Genomic DNA, 15,747 nt, shown 5'->3' with positions numbered 1-15,747 from the left:
CTCTTTTTTGGCTTTGCTGGTACAAATTCAGCACACAACACAATTTAATTATCAAAATACATGAAAATTCATAAAGAAGGTTACCCTAGTCTGCTCATCGTTACTATTTTTGCTGCACTCGTTATTGGTGCAGGGTATTATTTTTCAAGTTCTTTTTCAAATCCTCAACTCATTGAAGCAATAGCTGTTATTATTGGAGTTGCTTTTTTCTTGATTATTCTTCAATTTTTTAGAAATCCTCATGTAGAAGTAGAACGTAATGAAAAGCATATCATTGCACCTGCTGATGGAAAAGTAGTTGTTATAGAAGAAGTAGAGGAAACAGAATATTTTAATGAAAAGCGTCGTCAGATTTCAATTTTTATGTCTCCTATCAATGTTCATGTCAATCGTAATCCTTTGTCTGGTATTGTATCTTATTTCAAATATCACCCTGGAAAGTATTTAGTAGCTTGGCATCCGAAGGCAAGTACAGACAACGAACGCACAACTGTTGTGGTAAAACAACCTAATACAAATACAGAAATTTTATTTCGTCAGATTGCTGGTGCGTTGGCTCGTCGTATTTGTTGGTATGTAAAAGAAGGACAGCCTGTAGTACAAGGCAACGAGTTTGGTTTTATCAAATTTGGTTCTCGTGTAGATATTTTTGTTCCTCTTGATGCAGAAATAAATGTAAACTTAGAGCAAAAAACAAAAGGAGGAAAAACTATAATTGCTACGTTGAAGTAATAAACTTTATTTTCATTTACCTTCCGTACATCAAAAAACCAGTTATTAAGTAAAATAGCTGGTTTTTTGAAATTTTATTTCTCTGATTGTATTATATAGCACGAGCTGCTCCTCCAAAGTTTTCACCCTCAGCAATTAAAGTATTACCTTCTAACCTTACTTTTCTTGCTAATGAAATTCCTTTTCCATCTTTAGCAATGATAGAACTACTATCCAAGTCTTTATATTTGAGAAAAGCATCTTTCATTGCCATAAGATAAGCACCACGAACTCCAGCCCAACCTCTATTACCTACCTCTCTATTGAATGCTTCTATTAGTTGTTCCAAATTACTTTCTTCAAATTTTTCTAAAAACTCTTTGTACATTTTTTCTAAGTATTCATTAGCCATAATGGTAAAGTAGTTATAGTTATTGAAATGAGAAATATTTACCTTTTTATATACGTGGTATTTAAGAAAATGTTGAGCTATAAAAAATAAAGTAGAGTATCGAACTAAAAGATTTTTATCATTCCCTAAATATTTCAAAATGAATTTGATAAGAGACTTTTTTTTTAGAATTTTGTATTTCTAAAATTAAAGAAAATTCATTTTATTTTTTAATCAATACCTTTTTAAATCAATCAAAATTTATGAAAAAGATTAAGTCTATTTATATATTATTTGTTTTTGCAGCCATTAGTTCTTACGGACTTTGGGCGTGTACAAATACTGGCACTTCTGAAACTACATCAACTTCTGATTCTACGCAAACAGAAGAAGTAGAAGAACCTGATACTCGTCCTGCTTCGGCTGCCATAGATAATGACTTTTATATCAAAGCTACTATTGAAGGAAAAGAATATAATTTCAATTATTTGCCTCTTGATAATGTTGCTAGATATAATTTATTGAAAAACAATTTATTCAGAATCGAACGCTGTGCTGATGACCACTGTAAGGAAAGTATTTATTTACAAGCTCATAACTTCGATTTCAATCAGGAAACTCCTTTTGTTTTGCAAGAAGGCAGTGAAGGAAAGTTGAAAAAGGATATAATCGTGAACTTAATACGCACTAACAATAAAGGAAAGTTCAAAAATCAAATGCAAGATGCTGAACCCTTTGAAATGACTATCGAAAAAATAGAAGGCGATATTTATCAAGGTAGTTTTAAAGGTATGATGAGGGATAAAGAAACAGGCACTCTATTAAATGTTATGGGCTCTTTCCGTACCAAAATGGTTATCCGAAATCCTGCTACATAAAAGTATTCTTAAAATAAAAGCATAAATAATAATTGAGTTTGTAAATAAATTATAGCATTTCTTTAACTTTGACAGTCCTTTTTAGAAGGCTGTCAATAGCTGAAAAATAAGTTCTTCTGTACCTAAACTATTGTCAGAGTTATTTTGGATTACCAAAAACTACTGACAAAGTTTTTATGAAAACACTCTGTATTTATCAATCAAGGATTCTATTTTAAAGATTCGTTCGAAACGTCTTAATCCATAAAATTCTATTATCTTTGTGCCTTCATTTATTTTAAATAAAAAATTAATTCAATTTTCTCAATTTCAATTTCAATGATGAAAAATACATTCACTAATTCATTTTACTTTGCACTTACTCTAATCATTTCTTTTGTTGCTTTCACAAGTTGTCAGCCAAAAGACTCTAAGACTGCAAATGCTACAACAACAACTACTAGCTCGTCAAACGCTACAAATAATGGCGATATTGCTTATGTCAATCTTGATACGTTAAATACTTATTACGACTATTTAGTAGATATAAAAAATAAGACAGAAAAGAAGCAAACAGAAATGAGAAGACAACTAGAGCAAAGCGAAATTCAATTGCAAAGTGAGGCTGAAAGTTTTCAAAAACGTGCTTCTCAAGGTCTTTTGTCTGAAAATGCTGCAAAAAAAGAACAGCAAGACCTTCAAACAAAATACCAAATGTTAGAAAGACAAAAAGGTTCTATGTCAGAAGCTCTTATGTTACAAGGCGAAAAAGATATGAACCAAGCGTACTCAAATATTGAATCTGTTTTGGAAGAATATAAAGCTGAAAAAGGATATAAGGTTGTTTTAGGAACTCAAAAAGGCATGTCAATGATTCTTTATACAGATAAAGAATTAGATATTACAAAAACTGTTTTGGAGCGTCTGAATGCAAACTACAAAGCTGAAAAAGATAGCACAGAAGCAGCTCAGTAATTCTAGGAACAATTACGAATTAAAAATTACGAATTACGAAATGGATATCCAGCGTAGCTAGTTCAAACTATTGGTTATCAAACGATTAAAAATTCAAAAATAGTAATTTGTTTATTCTCTACTTCTTACAATTGTTTTATAAAAAGCAGTCTATAAAATTTATTTATAGACTGCTTTTTTTATGCTGGTAGTTTACAATAACAGGATTCGATTACTTCAACTCTATTTTGGTCATAACTTTTATAGTGCTATAGTCCTGTAGTTTTGGATGATAATACTCTTGTTCCTTATAACTTACTTCTAGCTTTTTGCCTTTCAGAGATTTATAATTATCCTTTAATTGGTCTGCATTCTCAAAAAAGTCAAGCCAGTAGAGTTTATGTGAGCGTCCGTTGTCATCTTTTACTATAATTACTACAAACTCTCCTTCTTCTACTTTTTCTATAGCTCCAGATATAGTAGAGATAGTGCTTTCTTTTTTGTTTTTATCTTCTAGCTTTTGCTTTGCTAATCCTATAAAAATACTAGGACATTTTCCAGCAACGAGTAAGCCTATTTCTCTTCCAAAACTATGCATTGTTTCTTCACTACTAAAATCTAAATCTAGCTTAACGACAGCATCTTCATTCGCTCCAATAGCCTGTAATATACACGCACCAAACTGAGCTTCAATGGCTGCTTTGTCTTCTAAATCTATATCAGAGTTTTCAATACATTCACATGTTTGTTCTGCTATTTTTTCTTTGATAGCTTGTTTGTCATCATTCTGTGCAAAAGTTGAAAAGGACATCACAGATAACAACAGAAATAAAAGTATTTTTTTCATTATAATAAAATTATAAAATAGTTGAATAAAAATTTATGCAAAAATAGAAATTATATAATATAAAAAGCATTTTATTCAAAAAAGAATAAAATGCTTTTTAATTGTGAAAAAAGAAGTTTAGAATTAATTTTTATCTGTTGAAGATTCAGTTTTTGCCTCTACTTCTGTATTCTGATTTTCTTTTTCTTCTTTTGGAGGTGTTGTCAAGATTTTGATTTGATTTTCGATAGCTGCAATTTCAGTTTTTGCATTCGCTATTTTTTCATTAAATTCTTCACGAAGTTTATCAGCCGTTTTTGATTTTGCAAAAAACTCAATATTGTTTTGCCACAAATTGATTTCGTTTTCTAGGTCTGTGATTTTGCGTTTGAGTTTGTTTTCACTTTGTTTGAAATCGCCAGCCATTTTCGGATTTTTCTTGATAGCTTTTGCTTGTGTTTTAAAATGGAACGTTTGAGCTTCTTCATTGCTCAATTCCGAATTTTTCATAAACATTGCATTCACTTCATCAAAACGGTCTTGAATTGTACGGATATTCTTGCGTGGAACAAATCCAATTTCATGAAACTTCAAATGTAGCTCTTGCAATTTCTTTGTATCATTCGACTTTGCTTTTGCAAGTTCTTCTATTTGACTACAAATTTCTAATTTTTGTTTCAAGTTTTCTTCTTGAGCAGCATCTTGTTCTTTGTAACGATTACGACGACGCTCAAAGAAATAATCAGCAGCTCCTTTAAACTCTTGATAAACTGTTTCACGCTGTTTTTCAGGAACGTGTCCAATTTCTCTCCATTCGCTTTGTAATCTTTTTAATGTATTTGCTGCGCTATCCCAATCCGTACTTTCTTTAAGTGCTTCAGCTTGTTTGATGAGTTCTTGTTTTTTGAGTAAATTCTCGTCTCTAGCTGCATCCAATTTCTCAAAGAATTTAGATTTATTATTAAAGAACTTTTTGAAATTATCCCAAAACTGCTTATTCAAACTTTTAGCTACTTCACGAGGGGCAGGTCCGATAGCATCCCATTGTTTTTGAAGCTCAACGAGTTCTTTTGTTTTCAGATTCCATTCTCTGATTCTATCTGTATCAAAGTTTACAAACTCTTCTACTTTCAAACAAAGGTCTTGTTTGAGTTTCATGTTTTCTTCTAACTGTGCCTTAAACTTTTCTGCATATTCTCTACGAGCATCATAAATTTTGTCAGAAGCTAGTTTGAAACGCTCCCAAAGTTGCTCACGGTCTGCTCTAGGAACAGGACCTATACGCTTGTATTCTTGGTGCAAACGGTTAAGTTCGTTTACAGCCTCATTTAATTTATCATGATTGAGAAGTTCTTCAGCCTTAACAACAATAGCTACTTTGGCTTCCAAATTACGCTCACGGTCAAGTGTTAGAAGTTCACGCTCTTGTGATTTTTGATTGTAAAAGAGGTCAAGCAAGGCTTTATAGTTTCTATAAATCTCATCAGCCTCCTGCATTGGTACATAACCAATAGTTTTAAATTCTGATTGAATGGCTTTTACTTTGTCAAATTCTCCTTTTCTTGAAAGCTCACTTGGTTTTGAAGTATCAGTAAGTGAACGAAGCTCTTCAATAATGGCTTGTTTTTTCTTCAAGTTAGCTTGTTTCTCCCCTTCTAATTTTGCGTAATGATTTCGTTTAGCTTCTTTTATTGCCTTGAAGTTTTCATAAAACATTCCAGTAAGGTCGTCTTGTTGGAATGAAAATCCTTCTTTCTCTTCATCTGTATTTACTGATTCTTCGTATTTCTGACGTGCTTCTTTGCGCTCTGCTTCGTTAAAGCCATCTATAAATTCTCTAATTTTTGAAACTTGGTCATCTAAATAACGAAAGTTTATTCTCTCTTCTGTTGCTGTTGTTGCTTGTGCAGCAAATAATGCACTTTTGGCAACTAATTCTTCTTTAGAAAAAGTAGAATAATCTTCTTGAGGAAGCTCTTCTTTCTTTTGTTTTTCTTCTCGTTGTTCTTTTTCAGAATTTTCGTTTTCTGTGTCATCCGATTTTTCATCGTCAGAAGCGTTTGTTTCTTCGCTTTCTTTTTTGATAGATTCCAAATCTTCTTGACTGACTTCTTCTTCAGCTTCTTCTGCTGACTCGTCTTTAAAGTCTGGCTTTGCAGTTGCTTCGATATTACTTTCAGCTTCTTGAATAATCTCTTTAGAGATGGTATTATCCATACTTACACTTGCTTCGCTTCCTACTTCAATGTCTTTTGTATTGTCTTCAATACTATTTTGAGTAGTTTCGTTGTTCAAGTTCTCGTTTTCTTCGTTCATCATAATAGTTACAAGATAAAATCAGCAAATAATTAATAAAGTATTGTTTCTGACTTTTCAATCAAAACAATATACGTAAGGCGTTTTATAAAAAAAGACTTCTTTTTCTGTAAAAAAATAAAATTTAGATACAAAATTAGAAAGGCGTTATTTTATAGCTGTATCATAAAATACAGTTAAAAGCAAAGTTAGAAAAATTAAATTAAACTGAAGGTTTTTAATCGTTTTTGTAGTTAAGTTATTTTTTGACAAAAAGCTTCAAGTATTTTACTTTTTACACTTCTTCGTCTAAAATAATTTTGACTCTCAAAATACCTGCAATACTGATGGCATCTGTGATTTGTCCGTTCAAAACCATTTTATAGGCATCACTAAAGGGTAGTTTTTTTATTGCTAAATTTTCAGTCTCCTCCCATTGCATCTCTCCTTGTGTCAGTTCTTGTGCCAAAAAAACATAACCTACTTCATCACAAATAGAATTAGAAGTATGGAGTTTCATGATGTTTTTCCACTTCTTAGCTTTCAGTCCTGTTTCTTCTTCTAATTCTCGCTGTGCATGTAACAAATAATCCTCTGTTGGTGCGCCTCCCATTGGCAATTCCCATGAATATTCATTGAGTGCATAACGCCATTGACCAACCAAATAGGTGTTATTTTCCTCGTCTAAAGGGACAATTCCGATGGCTGCGTTTTTGAAATGAACTACACCATAAATTCCATTGTTTCCACTTGGATTAATGACTTGATTCTCTTTTACATGAATCCAGTTATTTTCATATACTGTCTTTGTAGAATTGGTCTGCCAATCATTTTTTACATTTTCTATATTCATCTTACTTGATTGCTATTTGAATGTTCTTGAAGCTATTTTTTTATGACTTTTTCTCTATCTTTTTTTCTTTTACAAATATTTTTTTGATTTTTCCAAAAAGAACTACATAAGCATCTATTTCAAAAAGCCTTGAATCTGCTCTTGCTTGTAATAGAAATATAACTCCAAAAATTGAGAGTAATATATTTGCAGCCCAAGAACCCATGAAAATAGAAACAATTTCCTCTCTTGCCCACTTATCGCCTGTAATTGTCATGATATAAAATAAGATAAAAAAGACAATTGAAATCAGAACAGGAACTCCCAGTCCTCCTTTTTTAATAATTGCTCCAAGTGGCGCACCTATCAAAAACATAATAAAACAAGACACAGCAAGAGAAAAGCGTTTATTTTTTTCTAATAAAGCTCTTCTTGAGTTATACTCAAAACGTTCGATTCGTTCTCCGTTTGTTTTGGCAAATGAGCGCATGTTTCTAACTTTTGTTAGAGCTCTTTCTAATATCACATCACTACTCTTTGCTGTAAAATTTTGATTAGCTACCGTAATGGTATCAGGGAGGTTTTTCCAATCAATCGTATCTAGTCCATCTAAGGCATTAGGAATGATTGCAGGTTTGTCATTTACTCTCAATGCCTCTCGCATTATTTGGTTCTGAGAGTTATTGTTTGAAAAATTTTCAGTAGAAGAGAAAGAATTAGTTGTATCTATATTATCCTCTGGATTGAGTCTTTTGATAGAATCTAACGCTTCTTGTTGCTTAGTATCTGTTATCAAACCTGAACTATCTGAATTACTGTTAGAATTATCTTCTTGAATTTTTAATGAATCTTTTGATAAAGTATTTTGATTTATAGAATCTAGTTTTGCTTTTTCTTGTTCAGCCTTTATTTTTTCTCGTTCGGCTCGTTGTTCTAATCTTTCTCTCTCAAATTCTACAAAAAAAGTATAATCAAAATAACTTCTTGCTCGGCTTGCATTTTCCTCTTCTACTTCTCTAGCGTCTTGTAGTAGAGAATCTGCTTCTGCATCAAGTTGAGAAACAGTCATCATATATCTATTTTGCTGAAATAACTCTTCTGAAGTTTCATTCATTTGTAAGAAAGACAAGTCAAAATTGAATGTTGCTTGTTCAAATTTATCTCTCATAAAAGCATTTTTGTCTCTTCCTCCATTGGTAAGCTGTTCGGAATAATGATAGCCATTTTCTATATGAAACTGCAAAACTTGCTCATCTTGCTTATTTATCATCAAACCTTTGTCAGCAATAATGACATCTGTATTTCCTCTTGCGCTTCGGTGGTCATAGATAATCAAATCTTTTAAGCTATCTGTTCCTTTTACTTTTTCTCCTATTCTTATACTCCAACCGGGCAAACCATTATAGAAAGAACCTTCTGGAAAATCTAAAGTAGGTTCTTTTTGCCTAACATCATAAAGCAAACGATAAGCTTTCAAATTCACTTCTGGAACAATACTATCATTAAAAACATAAGCTACTCCTGTCATGAAAACAGCAAAAAGCCCAACAGGCATAAGTATTCTAATCAGTGAAATACCACACCCTTTTACGGCAGTCAGTTCATTATGCTCTCCCATATTCCCAAACGCCATCAAGGAAGCCAAAAGGATAGCCAATGGCAATGCCTGTGGAACAAGAGTAAGTGAAAAATAGAAAAAAAGCTCTGCAAAAACTTCTGCTCCCAAACCTTTACCTACCAAATCTTCAAAATATTTGGACATAAAAACCATCAGTAGAATAAATAAAACTACTGAAAAAGTAAGAAAGAAAAGCCCAAAAAAGGAATGAGCGACCAGTTTATCTATTTTTTTGAACATATAGAATCGTTTATTCAAACCTTAAGTATATTCGAAAACACTTAGAGTTTTTAAAAATTATAGACAAAAATACATGAATAGTCAGATATAAATAAAACAGAATGCAGAAAAAACGCAAGAATTCATTTTTTATAAGTTAGCTTAACAAACTTTATTCTATTTTTGTACCCATATAGCTGATGGTCTGTAATTTGTTGGTGTCGCTACGCTAAAACACCAACAAAGGCTAGAAGGTATGCCTTTTCTTGAAATAGTCAAGTATAGTCTGTTCTACGTTTATAAAATTACTTACTGCTAAGAAAAAGACGTGTCTTTTCCCTACAATTAAACCAAAAAACAATACCACTTGAAAAAATATTTAGTAACCTGTGATTATAATTTAGAAGAATTAGTCATAGAAGAAATAAAACAAAACATAACAGAGGCAACAGAAATAAAACAGTTTGAAAATTTTTCTCATCGTGTTTCTTTTCTTGTTCCTAATTTTGATAAAGAAAAAAATAATTCTATTCTCCAAAAGATTCTTTCTCTTAGAAGTATTCATTCTGTCATAGAACTAAAAGGAAGTTTTTATTTAGATAAGCCAACTTTGGAAAATCTAAAAGAAAAAATAATGGAAATAGATTTGTCAGAACTCAAAACAGCAAAATCATTTCGTGCAAGTGCAGAACGTTATGGAACACATGATTTTACGTCAATGGAAATGGCAAAACATATCGGACATACTGTAATTATGCGTTATAAAACACCTGTTTCTTTGACTGAATATGAATATAACTTGAGAGTTGATGTAATTGGAAGTTTTGTTTTTGTAGGTTATCAAATAACTGATGATACTCTGGCTCATAGACAAGGAAATTATAATAAAATTGAGCGAATTTTTCATCACAGAGCAGCCACAAAACACACTCTAGCTTATCATCTACTTACTTTGGCAGGACTTCAAGAAGGAGATTCTTTACTGGATTGTACTTGTGGAGGTGGAACAATTATTTTAGAGGCTGCAAGTATGTTTGGAAATAAAATCAAGATTTTGGCTGGAGATATGCACGAGAAAGCAATTAAAGGAACAAAAGAAAATCTGAAACTAAATAATTTTGATTTTGTAGAAGTAAGGGAGCTAAATGCTCGTCATTTAGAGGAAACAATTGAAGATTACGTGGAGGAAAATGGGCAACTAGATAAAATTGTCTGTAATTTGCCTTTCGGAATACAGTCTGCCAAGCAAGTAAATATGCGAGGGCTTTACGACCAGTTTTTGAGTTCAGCTAATAAAATTTTATCTAAAAATGGAAAAATAGTTGTCTTGACAATGAGGCAAGGCGTTTTTAGAGAAGTTATTTTTATGATAAAAAAGTATAAAATCACAAAAGAATATGTAACTGAAGCAGGAGGTTTGTATCTTCATATTTTTGTAATAGAAAAAATTTAATTGAAGTAGGTTAAACAATTTATGAAAAATAGTATCAATCTGTTAAAAAGAAAACTCGTAGAAAAAAAATCCGTCTTAATTATTTATTTCATGTTTTTTATTGTCTTGGTTTCTTGTAATAGTTTAGGAGAAAAGGGAGAGTGGAAATCAGAATACAAAGTAGCGTTTAAGGCAGATTGTAAGGCAGAAATAAATAAAGAAAATGAAAAATCTGTATTAAAACTAGATTCTCTAACAATTTCTAACATCTGTGATTGTGTAGCAGCAAAAGCTGAGAAAGAATTTGCACCTTTAGAAATGGAAGAAAAAAAGTCTCAATCGCAAATGAAAATTATAAGCACAGATTGTGCAAGAGATATTTTGATAGAAAATCTGAATAAAAATTAATATATTTATAGCACTTATTTATTTTGAGTAATCAATAAATTATGAAAACTCTACTCGTTCCAACTAACTTTTCTGTATCTTCTGCAAAATCATTGCAGTATGCTACGTTACTTGCAAAAGAGTTTGGTTCGAAAATAATTGTTCATCATACATATCCTCAAAACAGTCCGATTCATTTATTATCTGATTTGGAAAATCAACTTCACGTTTTTGTAAGTGAATATGATTTTGAGCGTTATACAGATTCAGAACATTATCTTAAAATAGAAACTTCTATTCAACAAGGAAGAGAAAAAGAAAATATCATCAAAATCATCAAAAAACACGATGCTGATATTTTGATTCTTTCTGCAAAAGACCGTTCACAATGGGAAGGAATCCCCTTCGAACGGCTTATCTCTCAAACTTTAGAACAAACGCTTTCTTCTATCCTAATTGTGCCTTCTGAAATTGAAATGCAAAATAGCATTAAACACGTTGTTTTTGCGCTTTCTTTAGATGATGGAGATGCTGATATTATAGATTCTTTGTTGCTCTTCTGTGAGGTATTAGGAGCGCACTTGACTTGCCTTCACGTTTCGACAAGCAAAGAAGATATGAATTTAATTGCTTATCAACTAAACCCTCTACAAGAAACTTACTCCTCTATTTCAAAGAAAAAAATGAGTTTTGAAATAAATTACAACAAAAGCATTCAGGAAGGAATCAGTAATTTCTTAGATAAAAAACCTGCTCAACTATTAGTTATGCTAACAAAAGAGCGTTCATTTTTTGAAGGTCTTTTTCATAGAAGTGTTTCTCAAGGAATGAGTTTTCAAAGCAAAGTACCTGTAATGATTGTGAAGTTGTAGGGAGGAGTAGAAATTGGGAATTGGGAGCTAGGACATGGGAATTGAGATAAATCAAAGGGACAGCTAAATGTAAAAGAAAATAATTTTGGATTAATTTAATTCTAAAATCTGACTTCTAAAATCTAAATTTGTATATGCGTTTTTGTTTTATTTTTTTCTTGGTTATCGGAATCAACTTTTCTATTTTTGCTCAAAGTAGTCAAACAGTAGATGAGTTGCTGAAATCTGCACGTCATGAACAAAGTGAACAAAAACTTGCAAGTTCATTGCGTTATTATCTTCAAGCTGTCAATAAATTAGAAAAGCAAAATGATAAAGAAGCTCTTTTTCAAGTTTATACAGAAATTGGAATTATTTATCAAAATGGAGGTTTGCACGATAAAGCCATCGAATATTTTACTAAATCTCAAGAAGTAATTAGCGAAAATTCATCTTCTCAAGCTGTTGTTTCTATGCGATTAGGAGAATCTTATTTGGCTCAAAAAGATTATTCACAAGCTATTGCAGCCTATCAAAACGCAAAACAAATTTATCAGCCACAACGAAAGCCATATGCTACAATTCAAGCATTACGCCAATTAATCACGGCATATCAAGCTAATAAAGACTATCAAACAGCCTTAGAAGCAAATCAAGAGGTTTTGGAAATGGATAGAATCATCGGAGATTCGGCAGCTGTTGCAGCAACGCTTAATAATATTGGATATGCCCACAAATTTTTGGGAAATTATAATAAAGCAATTACTAATTTTGAACAAGCCAGAAAAATAGAAAAAAAATTAGGCTTAGAAGAAGACCCAATAACACTCACTAATACGGCTATTGTTTATCAAAACTTATCTCAATATGATAATGCCTTACGCTTTTTGAAGCAATCAATAAAACTCGTAGAAACAAGAAATCAACCTAGAGAGTTAGCACGTCTTTATAATATTACAGCAGCTATTTATTATCAATTAGGAGATTATCATAATGCAAGAGAATACAACGAACTTGCACTTGCCTATGCTCAAAAATACCAGCAACGTGAAATAGCTCAAGATATTCATCTAACAGCTTCACAGATTAATCAAGCTAATAATAACTATGAAGATGCGCTCAAATCATATGAAAAACACCTTGATATTCGTGATTCATTGCTTTTAGAAGAGCGTTTGAAGCAACAAGAACTTCTACAACAACAGTTTTTGATAGAACGAACTGAAAAAGAATTGCAGCTTTACATGGTAGATGAAGAACTCAAAACAGCACAACTAAAAGAACAAGAACTTACCTTAGAAAAGCAAAATCAAGAATTAGCTTTATTGCAACAAAAACAAGAGTTACAAGCACAACGATTAGAAAAAGATGCGTTAGAAAAACAGCGCACTAAACAAGAGTTATTGATTGCACAACAAGAACTTAATGCTCAAAAAGCAGCACGAGAAGTAGAAGACTTGCAACAAAAAGAAATAAACAGAAAACGAGAAGTAGAAAAATTAGAACAACAAGCTGACCTAAACAAACAAACTTTAGCACGAGAGAGAGCAGAGGCAGAAAAAAAACAAGCAGAAGCAAAAGCAGAAGCCAATATAAAAGAAGCAGAAAAAGAAGCACAGCAAAAAATATTTACCATTGCAGCTATTTTATCCTTATTAATCTTGCTAATTATTGGTTTTGCTTTTATCAATTCAAGAAAGAAAAATAAAGCCCTCGCAGAACAAAAAAATCAAATTGAATCTAAGAACACAGAGCTAGAACAACAAACTGAAGAAATCCAGATGCAGCGTGATGCTGTGGCACACAAAAATGAAGAAATTAGTGAACTTTATCTAAAAGTTACGGATAGTGTTCGGTATGCACAGCGTATTCAAGATGCAATTTTAGTTCCTCCTGCACAGGTTTTTACTGGTTTTGGTAAAAAAACAGAGGGTTTTGTCTTGTTCAAGCCTCGTGATATTGTAAGTGGAGATTTTTATTGGACAACTGAAAAAGACAACCGAATAGTTTTGACGGCTATTGACTGTACAGGACACGGTGTTCCAGGGGCATTTATGTCGCTTATTGGAAATGACTTGTTGAATGAAATTGTAAATTTAAGAGGAATTACTGCGCCTCATGAGATTCTTAATGAACTTCATAAAGGCGTTCAAGGTACGCTCAAACAACAAGAAACTGAAAACAGAGACGGAATGGATATGGCTCTATGTGTCTATGACAAAGAAAAAAACATACTAGAGTTTGCAGGAGCAAAAAACCCCCTTCTATATATTCAGGATGGACAAATACAAACCATAAAAGGAGATAAAAAACCAATTGGAGGAAAGGATTTTTACGAAAAAGACTCTTTCAAAACACATACCTTAGATTTGAATGATTCAACTGCTCCTAAAACTTTCTACATGTTTTCAGATGGTTATCAAGACCAATTTGGAGGAGTGCAGGGAAGAAAATTTATGATAAAAAAACTAAGAAATCTTTTACAAGAAATTCATCAAAAACCAATGGAAGAACAGCATAAAATACTAGATGAAACCATAGTAGATTGGATGAAAAATGAAGAACAAATTGATGATATTCTTTTGATGGGTTTTAGAATTGGTTAGAATAAATTATATTTTTATTTTGTTGAATTATGAAAGATACAATTCTGTTTTTGAAAATATTTTTATTGGGAATTATCACAGTAACTTGTTTTGTAATTTCATTTTTATTTCTCTATTCTTTGATTTCTCAATTAGGAGATTTTAGTTTAGAAAAATATGTAAGCTTTCAATCATCTACTAGAAGTAGAATTAATTTTTTAGTAGGAATAAACATGGTTTTATTCTTATTTCCTTTACTCATTTCATTGTTTTCATTCAAGATGCTTAGAAAAATTTATAATTCTCTTTCTCAATAATATTTCATAAAAAAATTGTCAGTAGTTTTTTGGTAATCCAAAAGAACTCTGACAATAGTTTAAAAAACTTCAAATCTATTCTAAATATCAAATCCATAAGACTATTTTTACTACTTTTGGCTAATGAAAAGTTAGAAAAAAACAGCCTAAAAAAGTAATAATGCAATTCCACCTAGATTCAGCCAACGAAGTCTTTAATTTAGAAATTGAAGCTCTTCAAAATGCAAAACAACAAATTTCTATCACCTTTGACAAAGCTATTGAACTTATTCTCTCCTCAAAAGGAAAAATAGTAGTAACAGGCGTAGGCAAATCTGGAATTATTGCTCACAAAATTTCGGCTACTTTCGCAAGTACAGGAACGCCTTCTGTTTTTCTGAATGCTTCGGAAGCTCTTCATGGAGATTTAGGAATGGTATCAAAGGGCGATATTGTTATTATGCTTTCTAAAAGTGGAACTACCATTGAGCTTGTGAAAATGCTTCCAACGCTGCATAAAGTAGGCGCAAAAACAATCGGTATTTTTAGCAATACAGAAACTCGTCTTGCTCAAAACTTAGATTTACTTTTAGATGCAACTGTTGAGCGTGAAGCCTGTCCTCTGAACCTTGCACCGATGAGTAGCACAACGGTTTCGCTTGTCATTGGCGATGCGTTGGCTGCTGCACTTATAAAAGCACGAAACTTTAAAGAAACTGATTTTGCTGTCTTTCATCCTGCTGGTCAGCTTGGAAGAAATCTTTTACTAACGGCTGCTGACGTAATGCACAGTAGAGAAAATCTACCTATTGTTATGGCTCAAAATTCCCTCAAAGAGGTTGTCATTGTGATGACTAAGTATAATTTGGGTGCTGTTTGTGTTTGTGAAAAATCAATGGATGAATCAGAAAACAATAAACTAGAAGGAATAATTACAGATGGAGATGTGCGACGTTTTCTCACTCATTCAGATACATTGACAGCAAAAGCCGAGGAAATAATGACTAAAAATCCTATTTCATTAAATCCTCAAATGCGACTTTCAGAAGTTTTGAGTGTGATGGAAAATAAGAAGCGTCAGATTTATGTTGCGCCTGTCGTTGATAAGGAAAATAACTGTTTAGGAATCGTCAGAATGCATGATATTTTGAGTTATTGATTTTTATTCAGTATCAAATAAGTATCAGAAATACTCTAAAACTTTTCTCTATCTAACGTAAAATAGGTTTTTAACACATTATATATCAATAACTTATATGCTATTTTTTTTGTATTTTATTCCATTGGAACTCTATATTGGTAAAAAATAGAAATAAATATCAAATTGTTCCGTAGGAACTTTACATAAATTTTTGCCATCAGCTAGTTGATATGTAATTCCTAACGGCGTAGAAAACGAAAAGTATAATACCAAGTTCGTGTTATCTGAAAGTTACTTTTGGTCTGCTCTAACGAGACTGACCTATTTTTAATCAATATTAGCTTGAAAGGTT

At 31.9% G+C, this 15,747-nt stretch carries 14 protein-coding genes; 9 read left to right on the top strand and 5 right to left on the bottom strand.

The genetic code is table 11. The features are described 5' to 3' along the window. The first annotated feature begins 60 nt into the window (after positions 1 to 60). Positions 61 to 732, top strand: a complete 672-nt coding sequence (locus WAF17_RS20425) for a phosphatidylserine decarboxylase family protein (RefSeq protein ID WP_338763789.1) — start codon at positions 61 to 63, stop codon at positions 730 to 732. A gap of 91 nt (positions 733 to 823) precedes the next feature. Here the strand turns inward: WAF17_RS20425 and WAF17_RS20420 are convergent, their stop codons facing one another. Next, complete coding sequence (locus WAF17_RS20420) at positions 824 to 1,123, bottom strand: hypothetical protein (protein WP_338763786.1); 300 nt, start codon at positions 1,121 to 1,123, stop codon at positions 824 to 826. A gap of 242 nt (positions 1,124 to 1,365) precedes the next feature. On the opposite strand from WAF17_RS20420, the gene WAF17_RS20415 reads away from it, so the two are divergent. Both WAF17_RS20415 and WAF17_RS20410 read left to right on the top strand, forming a co-directional pair. Then, positions 1,366 to 1,980, top strand: coding sequence for a hypothetical protein (locus WAF17_RS20415; RefSeq protein ID WP_338763783.1), 615 nt, complete (start codon positions 1,366 to 1,368; stop codon positions 1,978 to 1,980). Positions 1,981 to 2,301: 321 nt separating this feature from the next. Then, positions 2,302 to 2,934 carry an OmpH family outer membrane protein gene (locus WAF17_RS20410; RefSeq protein ID WP_338763780.1) on the top strand — a complete coding sequence of 211 codons (633 nt, stop codon included), beginning with the start codon at positions 2,302 to 2,304 and terminating at the stop codon, positions 2,932 to 2,934. 211 nt (positions 2,935 to 3,145) lie between these two features. On the opposite strand, the gene WAF17_RS20405 is transcribed toward WAF17_RS20410, so the two are convergent. From WAF17_RS20405 to WAF17_RS20390, 4 genes are all read right to left on the bottom strand, one after another. After that, entirely contained in the window at positions 3,146 to 3,760 is a 615-nt protein-coding gene (locus WAF17_RS20405) for a hypothetical protein (protein WP_338763778.1), read from the bottom strand. A gap of 123 nt (positions 3,761 to 3,883) precedes the next feature. Continuing rightward, positions 3,884 to 6,058 (bottom strand): DUF349 domain-containing protein, encoded by a 2,175-nt coding sequence (locus tag WAF17_RS20400; RefSeq protein ID WP_338763776.1) that lies wholly within the window; start codon positions 6,056 to 6,058, stop codon positions 3,884 to 3,886. A 271-nt stretch (positions 6,059 to 6,329) separates the two neighbouring features. Beyond that, a complete protein-coding gene (locus tag WAF17_RS20395) occupies positions 6,330 to 6,887 on the bottom strand; it encodes an NUDIX hydrolase (protein ID WP_338763773.1) in 558 nt (185 codons plus the stop codon). A gap of 40 nt (positions 6,888 to 6,927) precedes the next feature. Beyond that, positions 6,928 to 8,724 carry an LptF/LptG family permease gene (locus WAF17_RS20390; protein WP_338763770.1) on the bottom strand — a complete coding sequence of 599 codons (1,797 nt, stop codon included), beginning with the start codon at positions 8,722 to 8,724 and terminating at the stop codon, positions 6,928 to 6,930. Positions 8,725 to 9,070: 346 nt separating this feature from the next. On the opposite strand from WAF17_RS20390, the gene WAF17_RS20385 reads away from it, so the two are divergent. The 6 genes from WAF17_RS20385 (at position 9,071) to WAF17_RS20360 (ending at position 15,413) form a co-directional block, all read left to right on the top strand. After that, on the top strand, positions 9,071 to 10,156 hold the full coding sequence (locus WAF17_RS20385; RefSeq protein ID WP_338763768.1) for a methyltransferase domain-containing protein: 1,086 nt from the start codon (positions 9,071 to 9,073) through the stop codon (positions 10,154 to 10,156). A 21-nt stretch (positions 10,157 to 10,177) separates the two neighbouring features. Further along, positions 10,178 to 10,543, top strand: a complete 366-nt coding sequence (locus WAF17_RS20380; protein ID WP_338763765.1) for a hypothetical protein — start codon at positions 10,178 to 10,180, stop codon at positions 10,541 to 10,543. A gap of 41 nt (positions 10,544 to 10,584) precedes the next feature. Beyond that, positions 10,585 to 11,394, top strand: a complete 810-nt coding sequence (locus WAF17_RS20375) for a universal stress protein (RefSeq protein WP_338763762.1) — start codon at positions 10,585 to 10,587, stop codon at positions 11,392 to 11,394. Positions 11,395 to 11,528: 134 nt separating this feature from the next. After that, a complete protein-coding gene (locus tag WAF17_RS20370; RefSeq protein ID WP_338763760.1) occupies positions 11,529 to 13,979 on the top strand; it encodes a tetratricopeptide repeat protein in 2,451 nt (816 codons plus the stop codon). Between the two features lie 29 nt (positions 13,980 to 14,008). Next, positions 14,009 to 14,275 carry a hypothetical protein gene (locus tag WAF17_RS20365; RefSeq protein ID WP_338763758.1) on the top strand — a complete coding sequence of 89 codons (267 nt, stop codon included), beginning with the start codon at positions 14,009 to 14,011 and terminating at the stop codon, positions 14,273 to 14,275. A 160-nt stretch (positions 14,276 to 14,435) separates the two neighbouring features. Then, positions 14,436 to 15,413 carry a KpsF/GutQ family sugar-phosphate isomerase gene (locus WAF17_RS20360; protein ID WP_338763756.1) on the top strand — a complete coding sequence of 326 codons (978 nt, stop codon included), beginning with the start codon at positions 14,436 to 14,438 and terminating at the stop codon, positions 15,411 to 15,413. Positions 15,414 to 15,747: the final 334 nt, after the last annotated feature.

The organism is Bernardetia sp. ABR2-2B (assembly GCF_037126435.1).
In the GTDB taxonomy this organism is placed as follows: Bacteria; Bacteroidota; Bacteroidia; order Cytophagales; family Bernardetiaceae; genus Bernardetia.
The sequence above is the reverse complement of the archived record's forward strand: the minus strand, read 5'-3'. Positions and strand labels throughout refer to the sequence as shown.

Bases quoted from the DNA above. Each gene is read 5' to 3' on its own strand.
- WAF17_RS20365 (WP_338763758.1), top strand. From the start codon at position 14,009: ATGAAAGATACAATTCTGTTTTTGAAAATATTTTTATTGGGAATTATC.
- WAF17_RS20405 (WP_338763778.1), bottom strand. From the start codon at position 3,760: ATGAAAAAAATACTTTTATTTCTGTTGTTATCTGTGATGTCCTTTTCA.
- WAF17_RS20410 (WP_338763780.1), top strand. From the start codon at position 2,302: ATGAAAAATACATTCACTAATTCATTTTACTTTGCACTTACTCTAATC.
- WAF17_RS20395 (WP_338763773.1), bottom strand. From the start codon at position 6,887: ATGAATATAGAAAATGTAAAAAATGATTGGCAGACCAATTCTACAAAG.
- WAF17_RS20425 (WP_338763789.1), top strand. From the start codon at position 61: ATGAAAATTCATAAAGAAGGTTACCCTAGTCTGCTCATCGTTACTATT.
- WAF17_RS20415 (WP_338763783.1), top strand. From the start codon at position 1,366: ATGAAAAAGATTAAGTCTATTTATATATTATTTGTTTTTGCAGCCATT.
- WAF17_RS20400 (WP_338763776.1), bottom strand. From the start codon at position 6,058: ATGATGAACGAAGAAAACGAGAACTTGAACAACGAAACTACTCAAAAT.
- WAF17_RS20360 (WP_338763756.1), top strand. From the start codon at position 14,436: ATGCAATTCCACCTAGATTCAGCCAACGAAGTCTTTAATTTAGAAATT.
- WAF17_RS20390 (WP_338763770.1), bottom strand. From the start codon at position 8,724: ATGTTCAAAAAAATAGATAAACTGGTCGCTCATTCCTTTTTTGGGCTT.
- WAF17_RS20380 (WP_338763765.1), top strand. From the start codon at position 10,178: ATGAAAAATAGTATCAATCTGTTAAAAAGAAAACTCGTAGAAAAAAAA.
- WAF17_RS20375 (WP_338763762.1), top strand. From the start codon at position 10,585: ATGAAAACTCTACTCGTTCCAACTAACTTTTCTGTATCTTCTGCAAAA.
- WAF17_RS20420 (WP_338763786.1), bottom strand. From the start codon at position 1,123: ATGGCTAATGAATACTTAGAAAAAATGTACAAAGAGTTTTTAGAAAAA.
- WAF17_RS20370 (WP_338763760.1), top strand. From the start codon at position 11,529: ATGCGTTTTTGTTTTATTTTTTTCTTGGTTATCGGAATCAACTTTTCT.